Source organism: Streptomyces sp. NPDC026206, from assembly GCF_040638465.1.
GTDB lineage: Bacteria > Actinomycetota > Actinomycetes > Streptomycetales > Streptomycetaceae > Streptomyces.
The window spans coordinates 48,544-71,767 of the sequence record NZ_JBEZYL010000019.1 but is presented as its reverse complement, the minus strand read 5'-3'; the positions used below and the strand labels follow the sequence as shown (position 1 = coordinate 71,767).

At 72.8% G+C, this 23,224-nt stretch carries 17 protein-coding genes; 6 read left to right on the top strand and 11 right to left on the bottom strand.

Annotated features, from left to right (window positions below; translation table 11 throughout):
* The first annotated feature begins 752 nt into the window (after positions 1-752).
* The gene (locus AB0F13_RS23650) at positions 753-1,418 is read left to right on the top strand and encodes a hypothetical protein (protein ID WP_362085715.1); all 666 of its coding nucleotides are present in this window, start codon (positions 753-755) and stop codon (positions 1,416-1,418) included.
* 166 nt (positions 1,419-1,584) lie between these two features.
* Positions 1,585-2,289, top strand: a complete 705-nt coding sequence (locus AB0F13_RS23645) for an HAD-IA family hydrolase (RefSeq protein ID WP_362085712.1) — start codon at positions 1,585-1,587, stop codon at positions 2,287-2,289.
* 39 nt (positions 2,290-2,328) lie between these two features.
* On the opposite strand, the gene AB0F13_RS23640 is transcribed toward AB0F13_RS23645, so the two are convergent.
* The 8 genes from AB0F13_RS23640 to AB0F13_RS23605 form a co-directional block, all read right to left on the bottom strand.
* Positions 2,329-2,916 carry a GH25 family lysozyme gene (locus tag AB0F13_RS23640; RefSeq protein ID WP_362085709.1) on the bottom strand — a complete coding sequence of 196 codons (588 nt, stop codon included), beginning with the start codon at positions 2,914-2,916 and terminating at the stop codon, positions 2,329-2,331.
* Positions 2,917-3,014: 98 nt separating this feature from the next.
* Positions 3,015-3,845: an alpha-L-glutamate ligase gene (locus AB0F13_RS23635; protein WP_362085706.1), complete on the bottom strand. Its 831-nt coding sequence runs from the start codon at positions 3,843-3,845 to the stop codon at positions 3,015-3,017.
* Positions 3,842-4,753 (bottom strand): hypothetical protein, encoded by a 912-nt coding sequence (locus AB0F13_RS23630; protein ID WP_362085703.1) that lies wholly within the window; start codon positions 4,751-4,753, stop codon positions 3,842-3,844. Before AB0F13_RS23630 ends, AB0F13_RS23635 begins: the two co-directional genes overlap by 4 nt.
* 110 nt (positions 4,754-4,863) lie before the next feature.
* The gene (gene meaB, locus AB0F13_RS23625) at positions 4,864-5,853 is read right to left on the bottom strand and encodes a methylmalonyl Co-A mutase-associated GTPase MeaB (RefSeq protein ID WP_362085700.1); all 990 of its coding nucleotides are present in this window, start codon (positions 5,851-5,853) and stop codon (positions 4,864-4,866) included.
* A 4-nt stretch (positions 5,854-5,857) separates the two neighbouring features.
* Complete coding sequence (scpA, locus tag AB0F13_RS23620) at positions 5,858-8,059, bottom strand: methylmalonyl-CoA mutase (protein ID WP_362085697.1); 2,202 nt, start codon at positions 8,057-8,059, stop codon at positions 5,858-5,860.
* Complete coding sequence (gene mutA, locus AB0F13_RS23615; protein WP_362085694.1) at positions 8,059-9,954, bottom strand: methylmalonyl-CoA mutase small subunit; 1,896 nt, start codon at positions 9,952-9,954, stop codon at positions 8,059-8,061. Before mutA ends, scpA begins: the two co-directional genes overlap by 1 nt.
* Positions 9,955-10,092: 138 nt before the next feature.
* A complete protein-coding gene (locus tag AB0F13_RS23610) occupies positions 10,093-11,121 on the bottom strand; it encodes a CinY protein (protein WP_362085691.1) in 1,029 nt (342 codons plus the stop codon).
* A 94-nt stretch (positions 11,122-11,215) separates the two neighbouring features.
* Entirely contained in the window at positions 11,216-13,306 is a 2,091-nt protein-coding gene (locus tag AB0F13_RS23605) for a SpoIIE family protein phosphatase (protein ID WP_362085688.1), read from the bottom strand.
* Positions 13,307-13,386: 80 nt separating this feature from the next.
* On the opposite strand from AB0F13_RS23605, the gene AB0F13_RS23600 reads away from it, so the two are divergent.
* The gene (locus AB0F13_RS23600; protein WP_362085685.1) at positions 13,387-14,823 is read left to right on the top strand and encodes a lipase maturation factor family protein; all 1,437 of its coding nucleotides are present in this window, start codon (positions 13,387-13,389) and stop codon (positions 14,821-14,823) included.
* Positions 14,824-14,924: 101 nt separating this feature from the next.
* On the opposite strand, the gene AB0F13_RS23595 is transcribed toward AB0F13_RS23600, so the two are convergent.
* Positions 14,925-16,349, bottom strand: coding sequence for an FAD-dependent monooxygenase (locus tag AB0F13_RS23595; protein WP_362085682.1), 1,425 nt, complete (start codon positions 16,347-16,349; stop codon positions 14,925-14,927).
* A gap of 110 nt (positions 16,350-16,459) precedes the next feature.
* On the opposite strand from AB0F13_RS23595, the gene AB0F13_RS23590 reads away from it, so the two are divergent.
* Complete coding sequence (locus tag AB0F13_RS23590) at positions 16,460-17,467, top strand: PHP domain-containing protein (RefSeq protein ID WP_362085679.1); 1,008 nt, start codon at positions 16,460-16,462, stop codon at positions 17,465-17,467.
* Positions 17,468-17,499: 32 nt separating this feature from the next.
* Entirely contained in the window at positions 17,500-18,423 is a 924-nt protein-coding gene (ligD, locus tag AB0F13_RS23585; RefSeq protein WP_362085676.1) for a non-homologous end-joining DNA ligase, read from the top strand.
* Between the two features lie 3 nt (positions 18,424-18,426).
* Here ligD (AB0F13_RS23585) and ligD (AB0F13_RS23580) read toward each other — a convergent pair whose 3' ends face one another.
* Positions 18,427-19,347 (bottom strand): non-homologous end-joining DNA ligase, encoded by a 921-nt coding sequence (gene ligD / locus AB0F13_RS23580; protein WP_362085673.1) that lies wholly within the window; start codon positions 19,345-19,347, stop codon positions 18,427-18,429.
* Between the two features lie 32 nt (positions 19,348-19,379).
* Between ligD (AB0F13_RS23580) and AB0F13_RS23575 the strand changes: the two genes are divergently transcribed.
* Complete coding sequence (locus tag AB0F13_RS23575) at positions 19,380-20,399, top strand: Ku protein (RefSeq protein WP_362085670.1); 1,020 nt, start codon at positions 19,380-19,382, stop codon at positions 20,397-20,399.
* Positions 20,400-20,435: 36 nt separating this feature from the next.
* On the opposite strand, the gene AB0F13_RS23570 is transcribed toward AB0F13_RS23575, so the two are convergent.
* Complete coding sequence (locus AB0F13_RS23570) at positions 20,436-23,165, bottom strand: AAA family ATPase (protein ID WP_362085667.1); 2,730 nt, start codon at positions 23,163-23,165, stop codon at positions 20,436-20,438.
* Positions 23,166-23,224 lie beyond the last annotated feature (59 nt).

The following is a 23,224-nucleotide window of genomic DNA, read 5'->3' as shown; positions in this document are numbered from 1 at the left end:
GAGAATGCCGCCGCGGCCGGCTGCCGCGACGGCACTTCACTCGAATCGACTCGGCTCAGCGGCCGGTCTTGACCTTGTCCAGGCGCGGGCGGAGGCCCACCTTGTGGTTACGCATGTCTTCACCCCCTTGCATGAACAGTCGGTCGAGGAGAATTCCGGCCCGGAATGGTGGAGCGGCCTTCCCTCACAACAAAGCTTCACCTCTCGCGTGGAGAGGATCAATAGGTTGTCCGTTTCCTCGTCGATGGACAACAAATACGGGTGCCGGCACGGGTGATCCCGGGGTGTGGAAACCCCGGTGTCGCATGCCAGTCTGCACCGCTCGTCCGTTTCCGTGTTGCCGGATCCGGGCAACCCCTTGTCCCCGGAAGGGGACATCGGAAATGCTCATTCCAGAGAGAACGCCGCTTCCGGAAATCCCCGGGCAGTGGCCGTCTCCCCGCACATGGAGAGGGGGTTTGGACATGCGTAACCACAAGGTGGGCCTCCGCCCGCGCCTGGACAAGGTCAAGTCCGGCCGCTGAGCCGCGCTCTGATCATCGGCGAGTGCCGCGGGTTCCCCGCCCGCGGCACTCGCCGACATGCGTCAGCCATATGTGTCGGCCCCTTGCCCGATCGCCCTGGTCAGGCACTGCCGCTCTCGTCGCGTGCAGGTCCGGTTCCGATGGAACTGCCCCCTCGGAAATCCACCGGCCGAGAGGTGCGAAAAGACTGCGGCGCAATTGCCCCGAATCCCGAGGTGAATATCAGTCATGCCAGTCGGCCCCAAGCCCCTTCTCGCTCGTCCCACCGGCTGCCTGTTCGTATTGTCCGGGCCTTCCGGTACGGGGAAGACCTCACTGGCGCGTGCCATGGCCGAAGCCGATCCGACACTGGTCATCACCCGGTCCGTGACCACACGCCGGCCGCGGCCCGGAGCCGGCGAGGAGCACTACGACCACGTCACCCGTGACGAGTTCCTCAAGATGGCCGGCAACGGCGAGTTTGCGCAGTGGATCCGTCCTTCCTCCGACGAGTACTACGGCACCCTGCGTGCTCCCCTCGACGAGGCGCTCGGCCGGGGACAGGATCTGCTCCTCGACTACTGCCCCGAGGGCTACCTCAATCTCAGGCGCTTCTTCCCGGCACAGACGGTCGGCGTCTTCATCATGGCCCCCAGCGTGGAAATGATGGACCGGCGGCTTGCGGGTCGCGGCAGTGAGAACGAGGAGGAGCGGGAGTTGCGGCACACGATGGCGCTGCGCGACTTCAGCTTCGTGGCGGAGCACGACTACCACGTCGTCAACGACGACTTCGAAGAGACGCTGGGCACCCTGCTGGCGATCCGCCGGGCGGAGAAGGCCCGGCTGTCTCACCAGCGCCTGGCGCTGGGGGCGTACGGACGCCACGCCGAGCCGGCACTGCTGCGCTATTACTGACCGCCGTGAGCCGGCCCTCCGAGGCCGTAGGCACGGGCACGGGCACGAGCCGGCCCCGGCCTGCCGGGCTGCCGGGCTCGGCCCAGAACATCCCCGACCAAATGAACGACCATATGAAGACGTGAAAGACTCGGTATGTAGTGTCACTTCGTGAGCCGGAGCGCTGATGACCCGCAGGAACGTCAAGGGTGTGCTGTTCGACTTCTCCGGCACCCTGTTCCGCATCGAGCCCACCGCGTCCTGGCTGCGGGCCGCGCTGGAGCAGACCGGTACCGATCTGTCCGGTGAGGCGTTCGCCGAGCTGGTGCGCCGGCTGGAGGAGGCCGGCGCGCTGCCCGGTGGGGTGGCGCCGCGGGCGGTGCCGCCGCAGCTGGCCGGGGTGTGGGCCGAGCGGGACAGGAGCGCGGAGCAGCACCGGGCCGCCTATGTGGGCGTCGCCCGCCAGGTTCCGCTGCCGGACCCGCGGCTGTACGACGTGCTGTACGCCCGGCACATGGAGCCCGCCGCGTGGCGGCCGTACGCCGACGCCGCCGAGGTGCTCGGCGAGCTGCGGCGCCGTGGCGTGCGGACCGCCGTGGTGAGCAACATCGGCTGGGACCTGCGTCCCGTCTTCCGGGCGCACGGTCTGGAGGAGCTGGTGGACGCCTACGTCCTGTCCTACGAGCACGGGGTGCAGAAGCCCGATCCGCGGCTGTTCGGGGCGGCGTGCGAGGAGCTCGGCCTGCCGCCCTCGCAGGTGCTGATGGTGGGGGACGACCCGCGCGCGGACGCGGGGGCGGCGGGGATCGGGTGCGCGGTGCGGCTGGTGGACCATCTGCCGGTCGGGGACCGGCCGCAGGGGCTGCTGCCGGTCCTGGAGCTGGTCGGCTGACCGCGGAGCGCGAGGGGCTGCCCGGCAGGCGGGCCGGTCTCACTCCGGGTCGGGGGGCTCCGTGGATTCCGCCGCCCTCGGGGCACCGGCCCAGGCCCGCAGCGCGGCCCGGTCGGCGAACCGCGCCACGTTGCGGTCCAGTCCGCCGGCCCAGCTGTACTGGTGGAACGTCCACGGATGCTGTACGGCCGGGTGGCCGGCGGCGTGTTCGGGGTCGGCTATCCACAGGCCGTCGCCCGCGTTGCTCGTCGTGTCCCGGTTGAACCAGTAGTCCCGGTTGCAGTACAGGACCACGCGGTGCCCCGGCGCCTTGGCCCGCACATGGGCGAGCCAGCGGTCCTTGTCCGCGCACCACACGCCGGGGTGCTCCCAGTCGAGGGCCAGGACGTCCCCGGCGCGTAACGCCATCTTCCCGAGGAAGTAGTTGCCCTGCGCGGACATCGAGCCCGGCGTGACGTAATGGTAGTAGCCGACGACGAGCCCCGCCCGCCGGGCCCGGTCGCGCTGGACGACCCACTTGGGATTGGTGTACGAGGTCCCCTCCGTCACCTTGACGAAGATGAAGTCCAGCCCTTGGAGGGGGTAGTTCTCGCTGTTGTGGCTGCTGACATCGATGCCGTGAAGCATGCCGGCCTCCTTCGGTACTGCGTACGACAGGCGTCCGCAGTATCGAGGGGAACCGGCGCGGCGGCGAGAGTTCTGGCCACAGATCTTCTGGGAACCGGTCAGGGGCCGACCAGGACGCGCGGCGGCCGGCTGCCGGCGGCCGTGCGCAGGGCCAGCGCGGCGAGGGCCTCGGGGGCACCGGCCTGCCCGCGTATGCCCGGAAAGGCGTTGACATCGACGATCACGGGCTCTCCCCCGGCGTCGAGCAGGTCGACGCCGTACACGTCCAGCGCGAACACCTCCCCCACCCGCCGGACGACGTCGAGCCACCGCGCGGGCAGCTCGCCGGTCCCCAGTGAGCGCGTCGTCCGGTCCGGGACGGCCGTGGCCAGCTCGGAGCGGCGCAGTCCGGCGAAGATCTCGTCGGCGACCACCCAGAGCTTGTGGTCCCAGCCGTCGTTGGGTGTGAACGGCTGGATCACCACCGGTTCGTCCGGCCACTGCCGCGCCAGCGCTCGCAGCCGCGCGGTGTCGTCGGCGCGGGCGACCAGGTCATGGCGCCGGCTGTGCCGGCTCTTGACCACCACCGGCCACGGCAGTTCCTCCCCGGCCTCGGCGAGCCGCGTCAGCGACGCCTCCGTGCGGGTGGCCACGAACGGCAGTCCGGCGCGCAGGGCCACCTCCGCCATGGCGGTGCGGTCCTGGCACAGCTCGGTGGCCGAGGCGGAGTTCAGCACCGGCGCCCCGTGCTCCTCCAGGAAGCGGGCGAGGGCCAGGGCCCGCGGGGTGCGCGTCTTCAGCAGATAGACGTCGGCGAGCGCAGCGGGGTCCGGGAGGCCCTTCGCCGTCCCCGGGTCCAGCCACTGCACGTCGTGGTGGGGCGTCAGCAGGGCGGTCGTCTCGGCCAGCAGCGGGTGGTCGGGGGCGGGCGTCAGCAGGCAGATCCTCATGCGCTGCCGCCGGCGGCCCGGGCCGGTGCCGCCAGCAGCGGCCGCGCGGCGGGAACCGCCCCGGCCTGCGCCCCGGCGCCCGTCCCGCCCGCTCCGGCCAGCCGCAGGATGGCCCACGCCACCCGGGCCACGGCGTCGGGCACCTGGCGAAAGCTCGGGAAGTCGTTGACGTCGACGACCACCGGGCCGTCGGGCCCGAAGACGATGTCCACCCCGTACAGGTCGAGCCCGTAGGCGGCGCCGACCTCGGCGGCGATGGCGGCGACCTCGGGCGCGAGCGGCACCTGGCGTTCGCGGACCGGCTGGTCGGGGTGGAGGGGGCTGCGGCGCTCGGTCGCGTACAGCTCGCCGTCGACGCAGTACACCTTGAGGTCGATGCCCGAATTGGGCACATAGGGCTGGGCTATCAGCATTCCGTCGGGCTTCCGGCTCCCGTCCGCCTCCGGCCCGGGGGCCGCCAGCCGTTCCGGGTCGGGTACGAGCCGCACGGCACGGCCCGAACTGCCGTCGGCGGGCTTGACGACCAGCGGGTACGCGCTCGCGGGCAGCTCCGCGAAGTCCTCCGCCCGGGCGGCCGCCCAGGTCGTGGGCACGGGCAGGCCCCGGGCCTCGGCGATCACCGCCGCCAGCGCCTTGTCGCGCACCCCGCGAATGGAACGGGCGTCGTTGACCGTGGTCAGCCCGACGGCCGCGGCGGCCTCCAGGAGCGTCAGCCCCGGGCCGCCGGACACGGTCTTGAGGACCCACGCGTCGTGGTGCCCGGCGCGCACCGTCTCCGAGAGGCGCATCAGCGAACTGCCCGGCCGCAGCACGTCCACCCGGTGTCCCCAGGCGGTCAGTTGGCGGATCACGTCCACCGGCATGCCGTCGTACCGGTACTGCTCCTCCACCAGGAAGCAGAGTCTCATGTGCTGCATCATCCTCGAAATCCCGGAGATCCGCCGATCCCGCCCGGCGAACTGTGACGGCTCAGGATGTCATGGGATCGGGCCCGCTCCGCACGCGGCGCCGGTCGGCGCTAGCCGGGCGAGCGGAAGGCCTCCAGGAGCCGCTCGGCGGCCAGGCTCGCCGTCAGCGTGCCCTCGCGCACCTGTTGTTCGAGGCCGGGGCCCAGGCGGCGTACCGCGGGGTGGTCCCGCAACTCCGTCAGGAGCTGTTCGCGGACCATGGTCCACGCCCAGCCGACCTGCTGCTCGCGGCGCCGGCCGGCCAGCTCGCCGGTGGCCTGAAGGACCCGCCGGTGCTGTTCCACGCGCTCCCACAGGGTGTCCAGGCCGGTGCCCTCGCGGGCGCTGCACGTCAGGACGGGAGGGTTCCAGGCCGCGTCCGGGGACTGCAGCAGGCGCAGTGCTCCGGCCAGTTCGCGGGCCGCGGCCTTGGCGTCCCGTTCGTGCGGTCCGTCCGCTTTGTTCACGGCGACGAGGTCGGCCAGCTCCAGAACGCCCTTCTTGATGCCCTGGAGCTGGTCGCCGGTGCGGGCGAGGGTGAGCAGCAGGAAGGTGTCGACCATGCCCGCGACGGCCGTCTCGGACTGGCCGACGCCGACGGTCTCGACCAGCACCACGTCGTAGCCCGCGGCCTCCATCACCACGATGCTCTCGCGGGTCGCCTTGGCCACCCCGCCGAGCGTTCCGGCGGTCGGCGAGGGGCGGACGAAGGCCGCCGGGTCGACGGCGAGGCGCTCCATGCGGGTCTTGTCGCCCAGGATGCTGCCGCCGGTGCGGCTGGAGGACGGGTCGACGGCCAGCACGGCGACCTTGTGGCCGAGGCCGGTGAGCATCGTGCCGAAGGCGTCGATGAAGGTGGACTTGCCGACCCCGGGCACGCCGGTGACGCCGATCCGCCGTGCGGCGCCGGCGTGCGGCAGGAGCTCGGTCAGCATGCGCTGGGCGAGCTCGCGGTGGTCGGCGCGGGTCGACTCGACCAGGGTGATGGCGCGCGCTACGGCGGCCCGCTTGCCGTCGAGCACGCCCTTGACGTAGGCGTCCAGGTCTATTGTCCGCGCCATGGGCTCACAGCTCGTGGCCGAGGACCCCGGCGAGGGTCTTCAGCAGATCGTGGGCGGCGTCCGGAATGACCGTTCCGGGCGGGAAGACGGCGGCGGCGCCCATCTCCCGCAGCGGCTCGACGTCCTGCGGCGGGATGACCCCGCCGACGACGATCACGATGTCCTCCCGGCCCTGTTCCTCCAGCTGCTCGCGCAGCGCGGGGACGAGGGTGAGGTGGCCGGCCGCCAGCGAGGAGACGCCGACGATGTGCACGTCGGCCTCCACCGCCTGCCGGGCGACCTCGGCCGGGGTCTGGAAGAGCGGGCCGACGTCCACGTCGAAGCCGAGGTCGGCGAAGGCGGTGGCGATCACCTTCTGGCCGCGGTCGTGGCCGTCCTGGCCCATCTTGGCGACCAGGATGCGCGGGCGGCGGCCGTCCTCCCGCTCGAACGCCTCCACCAGCGCGCGGGTGCGCTCCACTCCGGACGACGGACCGGCCTCTTCGCGGTACACACCGGAGATCGTACGGATCTGACCGGCGTGCCGGCCGTAGACCTTCTCCAGGGCGTCGGAGATCTCGCCGACGGTGGCCTTGGCGCGGGCCGCGTTCACCGCGAGGCCGAGGAGGTTGCCGTCGAGCCCCTGTCCGGGGCCGGCCTCGGCCGCCCTGGTGAGGGCGTGGAGCGCGTCCTGGCAGGCGCTCTCGTCGCGCTCGGCGCGCAGCCGGCGCAGCTTGTCGATCTGCTGCGTGCGCACGGAGGAGTTGTCGACCTTGAGCACGTCGATCTGCTCGTCGCTGTCGACCCGGTACTTGTTGACGCCGATCACCGGCTGCCGGCCGGAGTCGATGCGGGCCTGGGTGCGGGCGGCGGCCTCCTCGACGCGCATCTTGGGAATGCCGGCGTCGATGGCCTGGGCCATGCCGCCGGCTGCCTCGACCTCCTGGATGTGCTGCCAGGCGCGGCGGGCGAGGTCGTGGGTGAGCCGTTCGACGTAGGCGCTGCCGCCCCAGGGGTCGATGACCCGGCAGGTGCCGGACTCCTGCTGCAGCAGCAGCTGGGTGTTGCGGGCGATGCGGGCGGAGAAGTCGGTGGGCAGGGCCAGCGCCTCGTCGAGGGCGTTGGTGTGCAGCGACTGGGTGTGCCCCTGGGTGGCAGCCATGGCCTCCACGCACGTGCGGGCCACGTTGTTGAAGACGTCCTGCGCGGTCAGTGACCAGCCGGAGGTCTGCGAGTGGGTGCGCAGGGAGAGCGACTTGACGTTCTTGGGCTCGAACTGCTTGACGAGTCTGGCCCACAGCAGCCGGGCGGCCCGCAGCTTGGCGATCTCCATGAAGAAGTTCATGCCGATCGCCCAGAAGAACGACAGGCGCGGCGCGAAGGCGTCCACGTCCAGGCCGGTGCCGAGCCCGGCGCGCAGGTACTCCACGCCGTCGGCGAGGGTGTAGGCCAGCTCCAGGTCGGCCGTGGCCCCGGCCTCCTGGATGTGGTAGCCGGAGATGGAGATGGAGTTGTAGCGCGGCATCTTCTGCGAGGTGTACGCGAAGATGTCGGAGATGATCCGCATCGAGGGCCGGGGCGGATAGATGTAGGTGTTGCGGACCATGAACTCCTTGAGGATGTCGTTCTGAATGGTCCCGGCCAGCTTCTCGGGCGGTACGCCCTGCTCCTCGGCGGCGACGATGTAGAGGGCGAGGACGGGCAGGACGGCCCCGTTCATCGTCATCGACACGCTCATGCGGTCCAGCGGGATGCCGTCGAAGAGCTGCCGCATGTCGTAGATCGAGTCGATGGCGACGCCGGCCATGCCCACGTCGCCGGTGACACGCGGGTGGTCGCTGTCGTAGCCGCGGTGGGTCGGCAGGTCGAAGGCGACGGACAGGCCCTTCTGACCGGCCGCCAGGTTGCGGCGGTAGAAGGCGTTGGACTCCTCGGCCGTGGAGAACCCGGCGTACTGCCGGATCGTCCAGGGCTGGTTGACGTACATCGTCGGGTACGGGCCGCGCAGATAGGGCGCGATGCCGGGGTAGGTGCCCAGGAAGTCCAGGCCGTCGAGGTCCTCGGCGGTGTAGAGCGGCTTGACGCCGATGCCTTCGGGCGTCTGCCACAGAAGGTCCTCGGCGCTCTTGCCCGTGCTCTCCTTCAGGGCGGCGCGCCACGCCGCGCCGTCGCCGCCGGCCGGCCCGGCCGGCCCCAGTTCGATGCCGGAGAAGTCGGGGATCCGCATCACGCCACTCCCATGCGGTCGAGGACGGAGGAGAGAACGGCGACCGCGTCGCCGCCCGCGAAGACGAACTCGTCGACTCCGGCTCGTAGATACACTTCCCGCTGCTCGGCGCCGGGCCTGCCCGCGAGGAACACGTGGGCGGCTCCCGCGGCCTTCAGGGCGCCGGCGACGGCCTCGGCCTGTTCGGCGTAGAGCTTGTCGCTGGAACACAGACAGGCGATCGTGGCGCCGCTGCGGGCGAACGCCCCGGCGGCCGTCCCCGGATCGACGGAGGCGGGCTCGTGGACGGGCTCGATGCCGCCGACCTGGAAGAGGTTGGCGGCGAAGGTGGCCCGGCCGGTGTGCGCGGCGGCGGGGCCGAGCGCGGCGAGGAAGACGCGCGGCCGGGCCCCGGTGGCGGCCAGGTGGGCGTCGGACCGTTCGCGCAGCGCTTCGTAGGACTGGGAGCGGCGGACCCTGGGCAGTGCGGCCGGGTGGCCCGGTTCCACGGCGGGGGCGCTCCCGCGGCGCACGGGCTGCTCGCCGAGGTGGGGGAACTCGCTGACTCCGGTGATGGGTTCGCGGCGGGTGGCGAGGGCGGCGGACCGCTGCCGCCAGGTGTCCGCGAGCCGCCCGGCGACCAGGCCCGAGGCAAGGGCGGCGGCCTGGCCGCCGGCGCGCTCGATCTCCTGGAACCAGGCCCAGGCGGCGTGGGCGAGTTCGTCGGTGAGCCGCTCCACGTACCAGGAGCCGCCCGCCGGGTCGACGACGCGGGCCAGGTGGGACTCCTCCACCAGGATCGAGGAGGTGTTGCGGGCGATGCGGCGGGCGAAGGCGTCGGGCGGGCCGAGGGCGTCGTCGAAGGGCAGGACGGTGACGGCGTCCGCGCCGCCCACCCCGGCGCCCAGGCAGGCGATGGTGGTGCGCAGCATGTTCACCCACGGGTCGCGGCGGGTCATCATCACCGCGGAGGTGACCGCGTGCTGGCGCTGGGCGCCCGCGGCGGGTGCCGCGCCGCTGGCCTCGGCGACCCGGGCCCACAGCCGTCGTGCGGCGCGCAGCTTGGCGATGGTCAGGAACTGGTCGGCGGTGGCGGCGTAGCGGAACTCCAGCTGCGCGCAGGCCTCGTCGACGCTCAGTCCCGCGGTGGTGAGCGCGCGGAGGTAGGCGACGGCGGTGGCGAGGGAGCAGCCCAGTTCCTGGGCGGCCGATCCGCCGGCGTCGTGGTACGGCAGCGCGTCGACGGTCAGGGCGCGGATGCCGGGGCGGTCGCGCAGGCACTGCCCGGCGAGGCCGGCGGCGGCCGCCAGGGCCTGCGCGAGGCCGGTGTCGTCGCCGGTGCGGGCGACAGTGCCCAGCGGGTCGGCGCCGAGGTTGCCCCGGGCCTCGCCGCGGGGGACGCCGCGCTCGTCGTAAAGCCGCAGCAGGCTCCGGGCCGCGGCCTCGAAGCCGGCTCCGGCGTCGAGGACCACGGGCGCCAGGTCGAGGTAGACGCCCTCCAGGGCGGCGGGGATGCCGTCGACGGGCAGTCCCTGGGCGCCGACGGTCAGCCAGAGGGAGGTGACGCCGTTCTCGAGGTCGGCCAGGACGGCCTCGTTGGCCTGCCGCGGGTCGGGGCGGCCGTGGCGCTGGCGTACGTCCCAGCCCCCTACGACGCTCCCCTCGGGGCGCCCGCCCCGTACGAACGGGGGAAAACCGGGGTAGCCGGCCGTGGGGGCGCTGTCGTCGGCCGTGTAGAGGGGGCGGGTGGCGAGCCCGTCCTGGAGCGCGGTGGCCAACGCTTCCTCGGCCGCCGGGCCCGTGGCCACGGTGCCCGCTTTGCTCAGCACGCCTTCGACGAGGCGCTGCCACTGCTCGCGGGTCGCGTCCGGGAACTCGGCGGCCAGGGAGAAGCCATCATCAGGCAGGACCGTCATGGGGGGAAGGCTAGGGGAGCGGGTGCGCCCGGCAGCAGAGGCATCGGCTGTGACCTTGGCCTCTTCCCTTGTGGTTCCTGCCTGGCCTTCTTCCTGGTTCCGCCCTGGTTCCTCCGTGGTTCCTCCTTGGCAGCCGGTTCAGCCCTTCGGCGCGCAGTCGCGGACGGGGTCGTCGTGGGTGAGGGCGCAACCGATGACCCGGGCGCGGTCCTTGCCGTAGCGGTCGGCGAGGGCGGCGCGGAAGTCGGCCCACTGGCGGCGGGTGTCGGTGACGGCGGCGCGGACGGCGAGGCCGAAGTTCCCGGCCGTCCTGCCGCGGCTGCCGGCCGGGCCGCTGGTGGCGCCGGTGGCGGGGTCGATCAGGCCGGTGTCCTTGTTGAGGACGGTGTGCTGGACGCGGTGGGCGCAGCCGAGGGGGACGAGCGAGAAGCAGCCGGTGGTCAGCTCGCGGGGGACTGCGGAGGCCGCCGGGGGCCGGCCGGTGGACAGGGCGAGCAGCGGGGAGGGCGCGGGCAGGTTCAGGCCGGGCGGATTGTTCTCGTCCACGGGGCGGCCGGTGTCGGGCTTGTCGGCCCAGTTGCTGTGCGAGTAGAAGTCCTGCACGCCGTGCAGTGCGCGGCCGAAGCCCTCGATGGCCTCGCACTTGTCGCGGCCGGCCACGCCGAGGGTGAAGGTGCAGCCCCTGGTGAGGTCGCTCTCGCCGGGCACGACCTTGCCGTCGGAGGTGAGCATGCCCCCGGCGGCGTCGATGCCTTCCTTGAAGCGGGTCTGGAGCCTGGCGACGCATGCCTGCAGCTGCCTGGTGGCCTCCTGGCGGCTGCGCGGGTAGCCGGCGGCCGTGCGGAAGTCGGCGTTGTCGCAGTGCGCCTCGGGGGCGGTGACCTCGTCGGTGTCGGGGGCGCCGACGGCGCCGAAGGTGCCCTTGTGGCCGGCGACCTGGTCCAGGGAGCGGGGTTCGAAGCAGGAGCCGTCGGATGCCGTGCCGGGGGCACAGGCCAGGGCGGCGCGGGTGATGCGCTCGTGCTCGGCGTGCTGGCCGAACGCGTTGACGGTGCCGAACGCCCGGGCCGGCTGCGTCTGGGTGGTGAGCAGCGCGGCCGGGGCCAGGGTGGCGGCGCCCAGGAGCAGGGCTGCGCGGCGGGCGGTGTGGCGTCTGGGGGTCCACATGGTGGGTGCGGCCTTTCCGACGGTTCGTCAGGGGACAAAGCCGCAAGTGGAACCGGAGGGCGGCGCTCTTCGCAAATCGGCGGCCGGCGGGCCTTCAGCGGGGGCCGTTGTCCGCGGCGTGGTGCCGGTCGGGCACGACGAACTCGCACCACACGGACTTGCCACCGCCGCGCGGCTCCACGCCCCAGACGTCGGCCAGCCGCTCGACCAGCAGCAGCCCCCGGCCGGAGACCCCCGAGTCCCCCGGTTCGCGGCGGCGTGGCAGGGCGCTGGACTTGTCGTCGACCTCGACGCGCACGCGGCGTTCGGGGCCGGGGAGCATGCGGATGGTGACGACGGCGGCGCCGTCGGTGTGGAGCAGGGCGTTGGTGACCAGCTCGTCGGCGACCAGCTCGATCTCGTCCGAGCGTTCCCGGGCGCCCCAGGCCCGTACCGCCGCGCGGATCATGTGCCGGCCGGCGGACAGGGCCTCGGGGTCGGCGGGGGCGATGTGCTGCTGGAGCTTGCCGCCGCCGCGGGCACCGGCACCCTGGCGGCGCAGGAGGAGGACGGCCATGTCATCCTCGCCGACGCGCTCGCCGACGGCCTCGCACAGCATGTCGGCCAGCTTCTGGAGCTCGTAGGGGCCCTCGCGGACGATGCCGGTGAGCTGCTGCATGCCCTCGTCGAGGTCGGATCCGGGCTGTTCGACCAGGCCGTCGGTGAACAGCAGCAGGGTCTCCCCCGGGTCGAGCTCCACGGTCGTGACGGGATAGTCCAGGCGGCCGAACTCGGCGGACAGGCCCAGCGGCAGCCCCCCGGAGACGGGCAGGCGCCGGCAGGTGCCGTCGGTGTGGCGCAGCAGCGGATCTATGTGGCCGGCGCGCACCAGCTGGACGACGCCGGTGGTGAGGTCGGCCTCGGCGTAGGTGCAGGTCGCGAAGCGGTCGGTGTCGAGTTCGTGGAGGAAGGAGGAGGCACGGGCCATGACGGTGGCCGGGGCGTGCCCCTCGGTGGCGTACGCGCGCAGCACGATGCGCAGCTGGCCCATGACGGCGGCGGCGTGGGTGTCGTGGCCCTGGACGTCGCCGATGACCGCCCCGACCCGGCCGCCGGGCAGCGGGATGGCGTCGTACCAGTCGCCGCCGATGTCGCGTCCCATGCGGGCGGAGCGGTAGCGGACCGCGATGTTCGCGCCGGGTACGTCGGGGATGCGGCGCGGCAGCATGGCCTGCTGCAGGCCCTCGGCGATGTCGTGCTCCTGATCGAAGAGCATTGCGCGGGCGATGCTCTGGGCAAGGCTGCTGCTCAGGGCGATGAAGAGGTTGCGCTCCTGCTGGGTGAAGCCGCGTGCCTCCCGGTAGAGGAGGCCGAGGGCGCCGATGGGACGGGCCTGGGCGACCAGCGGGAGGTAGGCGGCGGAGGCGATGCCGATGTCCTTGATGCGTTCCCACAGCCAGGGGTAGCCGGCGGCGAACTCCCCGCGGGATTCGATGAAGCACGGGGTCATGGTGCGGATGACGTCGCTCATGGGGAAGTTGTCGTCGATGCGGGTGTAGCGGGTCCCGGGGATGAAGTGCACCGACGGACCCTCGGCGACGAGGTGGATGCGGCCGGACTCTACGAGGCCGAGGACGAGGAGGTCGGAGCCGAGGTGTTCGACGGCCTGGGCGTCCTTGAAGAAGTCGATGACGTCCTGGACGGTGCGGGCGTGGGCGAGGGCGGCGGTGATGGTCTCCACCACGGTGGTCTGGTGGCGGCGCTCGGCGGCGAGCTCGCGCGGCCCGGCCTGCTCCAGCTCCTCGGTGGCGTCGCGGACGATGCCGACGATGCGGCAGGGCCGCCCCTCCTCGTCGCGCTGGATGCGGCCCTGGGTGTACGTCCAGCGCAGGCTGCCGTCGCCGGTGCGCACGCGGTAGTAGGCGGCGTAGCTGTCGCTGCCGTCCTTCAGGGCGCTGGAGACCACGGCGTCGAGGCGGGAGGCGTCGGTGCGCGGCAGCCGGCCGGTGAGGTCGGTGATGCTGCCGTGAAAAGTGTCCGGCGGGACGTGCAGGACCGCCAGGGCGCACGGGTCGAGGTGCAGGCGGCCGCTTGTCAGGTCCCAGTCGAAGCTTCCGGTGCGATTGAGGGCGAGGATCAGCTCCGGGCGAGCGGGCCAGTCGTCCGGCGGCGGTACGGTGGCGGGCGTCGCTCCCCGATCAACCATAGAGCCACTCTGCCATCTTTTGTCGGTTTCTTCGATGTGACTGCACGATACGGAGGGGCTGGAGTGGTACGGATACCGCCATGGAGTGGTTCACGGCATCCGGGTACTGGCTGAGCCGGCTGGTCCTCCAGCGGGCCCTCGCGGGCATCTATCTGGCCGGCTTCGTCTCGGCGGCCCTGCAGTTCCGCGCGCTCATCGGCGAGCGGGGCATGCTGCCGGTGCCCCGGTACGTGGCGTACGCGCCCCTGCGCAGGGCGCCCAGCGTCTTCCAGTTCCACTACTCGGACCGTTTCTTCGCCGCCTGCGCGTGGAGCGGTGCGCTGCTCTCGGCCGCGGTGCTGGCCGGTGGCGCGGACGCGGTGCCGCTGTGGGCGGCGATGGTGATGTGGGCGGCGCTGTGGGCGCTGTATCTGTCGATCGTCAATGTGGGCCAGACCTGGTACGCCTTCGGCTGGGAGTCGCTGCTGCTGGAGGCCGGGTTCCTGGCCGTCTTCCTGGGCAACGCGCGCACGGATCCACCCGTGCTCGTGCTGTGGCTGCTGCGCTGGCTGCTCTTTCGCGTGGAGTTCGGCGCGGGGCTGATCAAAGTGCGCGGCGACAGCTGCTGGCGGGACCTGACGTGCCTGTACTACCACCACGAGACGCAACCCATGCCGGGCCCGCTGAGCTGGTTCTTCCACCGGCTGCCCAGGCCGCTGCACCGCGTGGAGACCGCCGCCAACCACGTCGCCCAGCTCGTCGTCCCCTTCGGGCTCCTCGCCCCGCAGCCCGTCGCGAGCGTGGCGGCGGGCCTGATCATCGTCACCCAGCTGTGGCTGGTGGCCTCGGGCAACTTCGCCTGGCTCAACTGGGTGACGATCGTGCTCGCCTTCTCCGCCGTGGACGGGACGGCCATGGCGGACCTGTTCTCCCTGCCGCACCACTCGCCCGTCGGCGCGGCCCCCCTCTGGTTCGAGGGCCTGGTCCTCGCCGCCACGGCGCTGGTGGCGGTGCTCAGCTGGTGGCCGGTGCGCAACATGCTCTCCCGGCAGCAGCGGATGAACATGTCCTTCAACGCCTTCCACCTGGTCAACACCTACGGTGCCTTCGGCAGCGTCAACCGCAGCCGCCACGAGGTGGTCGTGGAGGGCACCGACGAGACCGAGCTCACCGATACGACAGTGTGGAAGGAGTACGGCTTCCGGGGGAAGCCGGGCGATCCTCGGCGGACGCCGCGCCAGTTCGCCCCGTACCATCTACGGCTCGACTGGCTGATGTGGTTCGCGGGCATCTCGCCGGGCTACGCGAGGCAATGGTTCGGCCCGTTCGTCGAGCGCTTGCTGACCAACGACCCGGCGACCCTGCGCCTGCTGCGGCACAACCCCTTCCCCGGCGCCCCGCCCACCCACGTCCGCGCCCGGCTGTACCTGTACCGCTTCACCACCTGGCGGGAGCTGCGGGAGACCGGCGCCTGGTGGCACCGGACCCTGGAGCGCGAGTACCTGCCGCCCGCCCGGCTGGCGGGGCGCGGATCCTAAAGCCGTGCGCTGGGCCGGTGCGGCACCCGGGGCAGGGCGATGTCCGGTGGGTACGGGGCCGGGGCGTCTGTCGGTGCGGCCCTGCCCCCCCGCCTCTCCCGTCAGTGCGGCGCCATCCCGGCGCGGGTCCGCTCCTCGGCCGTCAGGGTCGGTCCCGGTCGCACGGGGCGGCCGGTGGCGCGCAGCACGGCGACCACCACCTCGGGCCTGATCAGGGCGTTCATGGGTGCCGACAGCGTCATGACGGCCATCAGGGCCCGCATGACGACCGGGTCCACGACCGAGGCTCGCAGCATGCGTGTGAAGTAGCCGCTCAGCAGGCGGGCCGGCAGCGGAGGACGGGCGCCGATCGCGCCCGGGTAGTTGATGTCCTCGCCCGTCGACAGGTCCCAGGCGCCGGCGGTCGCGCGGGCGACCGCTCGTTGTGCCTCCCGGGCCAGCCCGGGCGCGTCCGCGCCCCGCCGCCGCAGGATCTCGCGCAGTCCGGCGGCGCCCTGGGCGGCCACCGACATGCCCTGGCCGTAGATGGGGTTGAAGGTGGCGAGGGCGTCGCCCAGCACGACGAAGCCCTCCGGCCAGGCGGGCAGGCACTCGTAGAAGCGGCGCCGGTTGACGGTGCTGCGCGTCAGGTGCACCTCCGTCAGCGGTTCGGCGCGGGCGATCAGGTCCGCCACGAGAGGATGGCGCAGGCCACGGGCGAACGGCTCGAAGTCCTCGGTGCGTCGCGTGGGTTCGCCGCCCCGGGTGCCGGAGACGGTCACCAGCCAGCGGCCGCCCTCGACGGGCATCAGCGTGGCTGCCTGTCCGGGGCGCGGAACGCGCGAGTCGGGCTGGACGCTCACCACGGGAAAGTCCTCGGCGCCCGGAGGGGCGCGGAAGATGCGGGTGGCGTACACCAGCCCGGAGTCGACGGTCTGCTCACGGACGGCGGGCAGCCCCAGCCCGGCCAGCCGGTGCACGGCCCCCGACCCGCGGCCGGAGGCGTCGACGACCAGGCCGGCCGGCAGCTCCTCGTCCTTGGCCGCACCGGCGGCACGGATCCGTACCCCCGTGATCCGGCCGGGGCCGCCGAGGAGCGCGAGGCTCTCGGTGCCGTCGCGCAGTGTGACCCGCGGGCGGGCGAGGACCTGCTCGCGCACCACCAGGTCCAGCAGGTCGCGAGTGCACGCCACCATGAACTGCATCTCCGGCCGGCGCGGCAGCCAGCCCGGCGGCGACAGCGCCACCAGATCGGCCGGCATCGCGATGCGCCGGGCACCCGCTGCGACCCAGCGTCCCAGCGTGCCGGGCAGCAGGGACTCGACGGTGCGGGCGCCGCCCGACATCAGCAGATGCGCGTGCCGGGCCTGCGGCAGCCCCGGGCGCGCCAGGGCCCGCGCCGGCAGCCGGTCCCGCTCCACGACCACGACCTCGCCGACGTGGTCCGCCAGGACGGCCGCGGCCAGCATCCCGGCCATGCCACCGCCCAGGACCACCGCCCGGCGGGCCCTCGGCGCGGTGCGGTCGCCGTGCTGCGGGTGGCTCATCTGCGGCTCCCTGTCCTCGGTGGGTGACAGGTCACTGCCCGCGCCGGGCGGTACGAACACATGCGGGCGGGCGGCCCGTGCCGCACGGTGGTGACGTGGAGGTGGGAGCCATGGATCCCGTGGAGGCGCTGGAGCGGATCGCGTTCCTGCTGGAGCGCACACAGGCACCGACATACCGGGTCAAGGCGTTCCGTACGGCCGCCGCGGTCGTCTCCGACATGCCGCTGGAGGAGGTGCGACGCCGCGCGGCCGACGGCTCCCTGACGGAGAAGAAGGGCATCGGCCCCAAGACCGCGGCAGTGGTGGCCGAGGCGGTGCGCGGCGAGACGCCCGCCTATCTGGGCCGCCTGGAGGAGGAGGCCGGCGGGCCGCTGGCCGAGGGCGGGCTGGAGCTGCGGGCGGCGCTGCGCGGCGACTGTCATCTGCACTCGGACTGGTCGGACGGCGGCAGCCCCATCGAGGAGATGGCGCGCGCGGCCCGCGACCTCGGGCACGAGTGGGCCGTTCTGACCGACCACTCGCCCAGGCTGACGATCGCCCGCGGACTGTCCCCGGAGCGGCTGCGCGCCCAGCTGGAGGTGGTCGCGGAGGTCAACGAGCGGCTCGGCGACGGCTTCCGGCTGCTGACGGGGATCGAGTGCGACATCCTGGCCGACGGCTCGCTGGACCAGGAGGAGGAGCTGCTGGAGCTGCTGGACGTGGTGGTCGCCTCCGTGCACTCGAAGCTGCGCATGGACGCGGAGAGCATGACCCGGCGCATGGTCTCGGCGGTCGCCAGCCCGCTCGTGGACGTCCTGGGGCACTGCACCGGGCGGATCGTGGGGCACCGGCCCGAGTCGGAGTTCGACGCGGAGATGGTCTTCGCGGCGTGCGCCCGCTTCGGCACCGCCCTGGAGATCAACAGCCGGCCCGAGCGGCTCGACCCGCCGCGCCGGCTGCTGCGCACGGCACTCGACGCGGGGGTGCTCTTCTCGGTCGACAGCGACGCCCACGCCCCGGGCCAGCTCGACTGGCAGATCCACGGCTGTGCCCGGGCAGAGGAGTGCGGCGTGCCCGCCGAGCGGGTCATCACGACCTGGACGGCGCAGGAGTTGCTGGAATGGGCCGGGTCGAAGTGACGCCGGCGCACGCTCTCCCCGGGATCAGGCCCATGCTGGCCACACCGGCCCCGCTGCCCGCGGAGGACGACGAGGCCTCCTGGGGCTTCGAGGTCAAGTGGGACGGCGTGCGCTGCGTCGTCAGCTCGCCGGGCGACGGCTCCCTGAGGCTGGTCACCCGGGCGGGCAACGACGCCACCGGAACCTATCCCGAGCTGCAGGGACTCGGCGAGCGGCTGCCCGGCCGGCCGGTGGTGCTCGACGGGGAGGTCGTGGTCGTGGACGAGCGGGGACGGCCCGACTTCGGGCTGCTGCAGCGCCGGATGGGGGTCAGCAATCCGCGCCGCGCCGCACATCTGGCGATGGAGTACCCCGTGCACCTGATGCTCTTCGACGTCATGTACCTCGACGGCGCCCTGCTGACCGGCCTGCCGTACCGGGAGCGCCGCGCCGTGCTGTACGGGCTGGGCCTCGGGGGCCCCAACTGGTCGGTGCCCGCACACCTGGAGGGACACGGCCGGCAGGCGTGGGACGCCACGCTGCGCAGCGGCTTCGAGGGCGTCCTGGCCAAGCGGCTCTCGTCCCGCTACCTGCCGGGCGTGCGTTCACCCGACTGGCGCAAGACCAAGCACGTCATCACTCTTGACGTGGTCATCGGCGGCTGGGCGGAGGGGCGCGGCCGCCTCGCCGGACTTCCCGGTGCCGTCCTGGCCGGCCTGCGGGAGCCGTCCGGCCTGCGCTACGTGGGGTCCGTCGGGTCCGGGCTCTCCGAGCGCGAACGGCAGGACCTCTCCCGCTACCTGTCGGTGATCCCGCGCGCCGGCTCCCCCTTCGCCGGCCCGGTCGACGTTCCCGGCGCGCACTGGGTCGAGCCGCGCCTGGTCGCCGAGATCGTCTTCACCGGGTGGACGGCCGGCGACCGGCTGCGGCACCCGACCTGGCACCGGCTGCGCCCGGACCTGACACAGCTGGGGTGAGGCTCAGGGCAGCCTGCCCCGGGCGCGGTCGCCGGCGAGGGCGGCCAGCAGGTCGCCGTGCGCGTCGAGGCGGTCGAGGACCTGCTCGGGGGTGAAGGCGAGCTCGCCGGGTTCGGTGCAGGCGGCGACCTCGTCCCAGGTGACGGGGGCGGCCACACCGGGGCGGTCGGGCAGCAGGCGCACGGTGTAGGGGGCGGCGGTGGTCTTCGCGCTGGCGTTCTGCGACCAGTCGATGAGCACCTTGCCCCTGCGTTCGGCCTTGGCCATGGAGACGACCACCAGGCCGGGGTGTTCGTTCATCATCCGGGCGGCCAAGCCCTTGGCGTAGTGCCCGGTGGCACGGCCGGAGGCGGCCTCGACGGGCGCGTACAGGTGCAGCCCCTTCGCGCCGGAGACCACCGGGTGGGCCGTGAGCCCGTCGTCGGCGAGCAGCTGGCGCAGCCGCTGGGCGACGCGGCAGCAGACGACGAGGTCGGTGCCGGGGCCGGGATCGAGGTCGAGGACCAGGCGGTCGTGGCCGTCGGGGCCCGCCTCGGCGGTCCACTGCGGGACGTGCACCTCGTACGCGCCGAGGTTCACCATGGCGATCAGGGCCGCCGCGGAGTCGATCATCACCTGTTCGGCCACCCCGTCCCTGTGCCTGACCGGCACGCGGGGCACCCAGCCGGGTGACCCGTTGGGCGGCGTCTTGGCGATCCAGCTCTGCCCGCCGCTGCCCTCGGGGGCACGGACGAAGGAGGCCGGCCGCCCTTCGGCGTGCGGCAGCATCGCCGGGGCGACACGGGCGTAGTACCGCAGGACCTGGGCCTTGGTGTGCCCGGACGCCGGGAAGAGCACCCGGTCGAGATGGGACAGGGAGAGCCTGCGGCCCTCGACCTCCACCACCTGCCGCTCCTGGGACTGCCGCTCCGAAGAAGTGGACATAAGGTAATAATTCCCACGGAGGGACACGAGCTATGCGGACCATGTGGAAAGGCTCGATCGGCTTCGGGCTGGTTTCCGTGCCCGTACGGCTGTACGCCGCCACGCAGGAGCACGGCATCAGGCTGCACCAGGTCCACGACGAGGACGGCGGCCGCATCCACCTCAAGCGCGTCTGCGACGTGTGCGGCAAGGAAGTCGACTACGAGCACGTCGCCAAGGGCTTCGAGGACGACGAGGGCCACACCGCCGTCGTCACTAAGAACGACCTCGCGGGCCTGCCCCTGCCCAGCAAGAAGCTCATCGACGTCCTGGCCTTCGTCGACGCCGACCGCATCGACCCCCTCCAGCTGTCCGGCGCCTACTACCTGGCCCCCGAGAGCGCGGCGGCGAACAAGCCCTACGTCCTGCTGCGCGAGACCCTGAAGCAGACCGAACGGGTCGCCGTCACCAAGATCGCGCTACGGACCCGGGAGTCGCTGGCGCTGCTGCGCGTCCATGAGGACCTGCTGACCCTGCACACCATGTACTGGCCCGACGAGATCCGCGTCGCCGGCGACCTGGCCCCGCCCTCGTCCGTCAGCGTGCGGCCGCAGGAGCTCAAGATGGCCACGAGCCTGATGGACACGCTGTCGGAGGACTTCGACCTCGACTCCCTGGAGGACGAGTACGAGGTGGCCCTCGGCGAGCTGATCAGCGCGCACCTGGACCACCGGCCCGCACCCAGGAAGGAGACGACCCCGGCGCCCGACAATGTGATCGACCTGATGGCCGCCCTGCAGGCATCCATCGACTCGGCGGGCAAGAAGGAAGAACGGAAAGAACCCGGAAAAACAACTGCGGGCGTCGCCTCGCGCAGCCGCGCCAAGAAGACTGTCGAATCGAATAAAGGGGCGACCAAAAAGACCACGGCCAAGAAAACCGCGGCCAAAAGCACCGCGTCGAAGAGCGCGGCCTCCAAAAGCACGGCATCGAAGAGCGCTTCTTCCACAAGCGCCTCCTCGAAGACCACGAAAAAGGCCACCGCCAAGAAAACGGGCCGCCGCGCCTCGTGAGCCTTCGCCCCTCGGCCGGCGACCCGTCCTCCCGCGTCAGCCTCCTTGCTGCTCCCCGCCCTTGAAAGCGCACGCCACGACCTCGGACCGGGCCCTCTCGACGAGCCCGTCGGCCCCGCAGCGCTCGGCGACCGCCAGCCCCTCATGGAGGTGCTCGACCGCCTCGACCTGACGGCCCACCGCCCGCAGCGCGGAACCGTGGTCGACCAGCGCCGCCGCGTACTCGAACCGGCAGGGCGACATCCTCAGCTGCCCGACCGCCTTGCCGAGCCTTTCCACCCGCTCCTGCAGCCCGTACAGCGGGGCCGAGCGGCGCAGAGCCTCGCCGACCGCGGTCTCGGTGCCGAACCGGTGTGCGTGCCTGACGGCCTGGCCGGCGAGGTCCCGGGCGCGCTCGGGCTCCTCCTCAGCGAGGGCGCTCGCCAGGTCGAGCGCCCAGGGCGCCCACAGGGTGTTGTGGCGGCCGCGCTCGTCCAGTCTGCGCCCGGCGGCCTCCAGTTCGGCGACCGCCTCCTTCGTCCGGCCCCGCTCCAGCAGCAGCCGTCCGGCCAGGCACGCGGCATCCGGCAGGACGATCGCCGGGGAGTACGGCGGGTAGAACTGGTTCTCCTCCGCGACGGCCTGGGCCTCCTCGATCTTGCCGCGCGCGATCAAGGTGTCGATCAGCAGGCAGATGCCGTCCCATTGGACGGGCAGCCCCGGGCCGAGGCGGTAGGCCAGCTCCAGCCCCTTGCGCAGGGCCGCCTCGGCCTGGACCAGCTCGCCCCGCCGCCGGTGGACCAGGCCCCGGAAGTCATGCGCGGCCGCGAGGTGGGCGCCGCTCCAGCCGGAGATCTCGAAGGCGCGCACGGCCTCGGTGAAGAACTCCTCCGCCTGGTCGAGCTGGTCGGTGTAGGCGAGGGTGATGCCGATGAGGGTGGGCAGCTCGAAGCCCCACTCGGTGTTGGTCCAGCCCATGCCCTCGGCGAGTCGGCCGCCCACCAGCGCCCGCTGGATGATCTCGACGACCTCCAGGGCGTTCTCACCACGGATCATGCCGTCGAAGCCGCGGAGGGCGAGCAGGGCACGCTCCGCGTTGTCCCGGCCGTCCAGGGGCCGGGCGAGCTCGGCGATGCGCCGGGACCGGCCGAGGGCGTCCTCCTCCTCGACCTGGATGCCCTTCCACAGATAGTGGGCGGCCTGCAGGCGCATCCGGCCGGAGCCCGGCGGGGTGAGCGATGCCTGGTCGGCCACCACCGCGGCGGCCTCACGGAGCTGGCTGTTGTGCCCGTACGCCTGCGAGAGCCGGTAGGTGGCGTCGACGCGCAGCTCGTCGCTGAGGTCCGGCAGGTCCAGTGCGGCGCGCAGGTGGTTCACGGTGGTCTGCGGCGACGTGAGCAGCGCGGCACAGCCCAGTTCGTACAGGAGCATGGCGCGCTCCTCCTCGGGCGGCGGCTCCTGCAGCGCCCGCTCAAGACAGCGGCGGGCGGCGTCCGGGGCGCCCACCGCGAGGTGCTCACGGGCGGCGGCGCGCAGCTGGGTGACCACCTCGGGGTCGTCGTCCGGGTGGACCTCCAGCAGGTGCCGGGCGGCGACGGCCACTCCCTGGCCCGCGTCGGCCGACAGCCAGGCCGCCTGCCCGTGCATGGCGGTGCGGGTGGCCGCGGGGATCGCGCGGTAGACGGCGGTGGCGATCAGCGGATGGACGAACTCCAGCCGGGAGTTGCCGACGAGGATGCGCGCCTCCCGCAGCCGGTCGGCGCTGTCGGCCGCCTCGGCGGGGCCCATGCCCGCCAGGCCGGCGGCCAGTCGCGCCTCGATCTCCGTGCCGAGGACGGCCGCGGCCCAGGCGAAGCGGGTGACCGACGACCCCAGCTGCTCGAGGCGGGACACGAGGCCCTTGCCCCGGGCCGCGGCGCCCAGGTCGCGCAGGAGGGCCGCGGAGTCCTCGACCGGCTCCAGGTCCCGGTCCTGTGCCTTGGCTATCAGCTCCACGACCTCGTACGGGTTTCCGCCGGTGACCGCCCACACCTCGCGGCAGAACGGGTCGTCGGCCCCCTCGCCGAGGGTGTCGCGCACCAGGCCGGCCACGGCCTCCGGCGTCAGGGCCCGCAGCTCGGCCGGGCGGAACTCCCGGCTCTCGACCAGTTCGCGGAAGGCCGGGGTGTGATCGGGCACTTCCTCGGGCCGGTAGGCCAGCACGAGCAGCAGCGGAATCTCACCCAGCCGCACCGTGAAGGACGTGAGCCAGGAGAGGGACTCCGGGTCGGACCAGTGGGCGTCGTCGACCACGACGACCAAGGGCTTGCGGGTCAGGGAGAGTTGGGTGACCACCCAGTCCAGCCCGTCGCGCACGCCCTGGGGGTCGGCCTGGGGGCCGACGGGCGGCGCGATGCCGAGGGCGGGTCCCGCGATGTCGTACCAGCCGCCGAGCAACTCCTGCCGGGCGGCCGTGGTCATCGGTGCGAGAGCGGGCTGGAGCAGCTGCCGGACGACATGGAACGGCACCTTCTCGGCGGACCTGCTGCCACGGGCGAAGAGCACGGTGCAGTCACCGCACTCGCCCGCCATCCGCCGCAGCTCGGTGAGCAACGCCGTCTTGCCCAGACCCGCTTCACCGCTGAAGAGAAGGAGACCTCCTTCCCTCGGCTGGTCGATGTCCTCTGCCGGCCCGTCCGGTCCCTGGCGACGGCAGAGGCCGTGCACCGCTCGTTCGGCGAAGCCGAGCTCACGCTCGCGCTCGAACAGGGCGGCAGATGGGTCGCGTTCACGCTGGTGCCCCGACATGGCGATGTCTCCCCGGAGAAATGTGGTGGGGCGAGCCTAGCCCCGTCCGTCGCCGGGCG

Excerpts from the sequence above, each read along its gene's own strand:
- AB0F13_RS23650 (WP_362085715.1), top strand. The coding sequence starts at position 753 with ATGCCAGTCGGCCCCAAGCCCCTTCTCGCTCGTCCCACCGGCTGCCTG.
- AB0F13_RS23645 (WP_362085712.1), top strand. The coding sequence starts at position 1,585 with ATGACCCGCAGGAACGTCAAGGGTGTGCTGTTCGACTTCTCCGGCACC.
- AB0F13_RS23640 (WP_362085709.1), bottom strand. The coding sequence starts at position 2,916 with ATGCTTCACGGCATCGATGTCAGCAGCCACAACAGCGAGAACTACCCC.
- AB0F13_RS23635 (WP_362085706.1), bottom strand. The coding sequence starts at position 3,845 with ATGAGGATCTGCCTGCTGACGCCCGCCCCCGACCACCCGCTGCTGGCC.
- AB0F13_RS23630 (WP_362085703.1), bottom strand. The coding sequence starts at position 4,753 with ATGAGACTCTGCTTCCTGGTGGAGGAGCAGTACCGGTACGACGGCATG.
- meaB (WP_362085700.1), bottom strand. The coding sequence starts at position 5,853 with ATGGCGCGGACAATAGACCTGGACGCCTACGTCAAGGGCGTGCTCGAC.
- scpA (WP_362085697.1), bottom strand. The coding sequence starts at position 8,059 with ATGCGGATCCCCGACTTCTCCGGCATCGAACTGGGGCCGGCCGGGCCG.
- mutA (WP_362085694.1), bottom strand. The coding sequence starts at position 9,954 with ATGACGGTCCTGCCTGATGATGGCTTCTCCCTGGCCGCCGAGTTCCCG.
- AB0F13_RS23610 (WP_362085691.1), bottom strand. The coding sequence starts at position 11,121 with ATGTGGACCCCCAGACGCCACACCGCCCGCCGCGCAGCCCTGCTCCTG.
- AB0F13_RS23605 (WP_362085688.1), bottom strand. The coding sequence starts at position 13,306 with ATGGTTGATCGGGGAGCGACGCCCGCCACCGTACCGCCGCCGGACGAC.
- AB0F13_RS23600 (WP_362085685.1), top strand. The coding sequence starts at position 13,387 with ATGGAGTGGTTCACGGCATCCGGGTACTGGCTGAGCCGGCTGGTCCTC.
- AB0F13_RS23595 (WP_362085682.1), bottom strand. The coding sequence starts at position 16,349 with ATGAGCCACCCGCAGCACGGCGACCGCACCGCGCCGAGGGCCCGCCGG.
- AB0F13_RS23590 (WP_362085679.1), top strand. The coding sequence starts at position 16,460 with ATGGATCCCGTGGAGGCGCTGGAGCGGATCGCGTTCCTGCTGGAGCGC.
- ligD (WP_362085676.1), top strand. The coding sequence starts at position 17,500 with ATGCTGGCCACACCGGCCCCGCTGCCCGCGGAGGACGACGAGGCCTCC.
- ligD (WP_362085673.1), bottom strand. The coding sequence starts at position 19,347 with ATGTCCACTTCTTCGGAGCGGCAGTCCCAGGAGCGGCAGGTGGTGGAG.
- AB0F13_RS23575 (WP_362085670.1), top strand. The coding sequence starts at position 19,380 with ATGCGGACCATGTGGAAAGGCTCGATCGGCTTCGGGCTGGTTTCCGTG.
- AB0F13_RS23570 (WP_362085667.1), bottom strand. The coding sequence starts at position 23,165 with ATGTCGGGGCACCAGCGTGAACGCGACCCATCTGCCGCCCTGTTCGAG.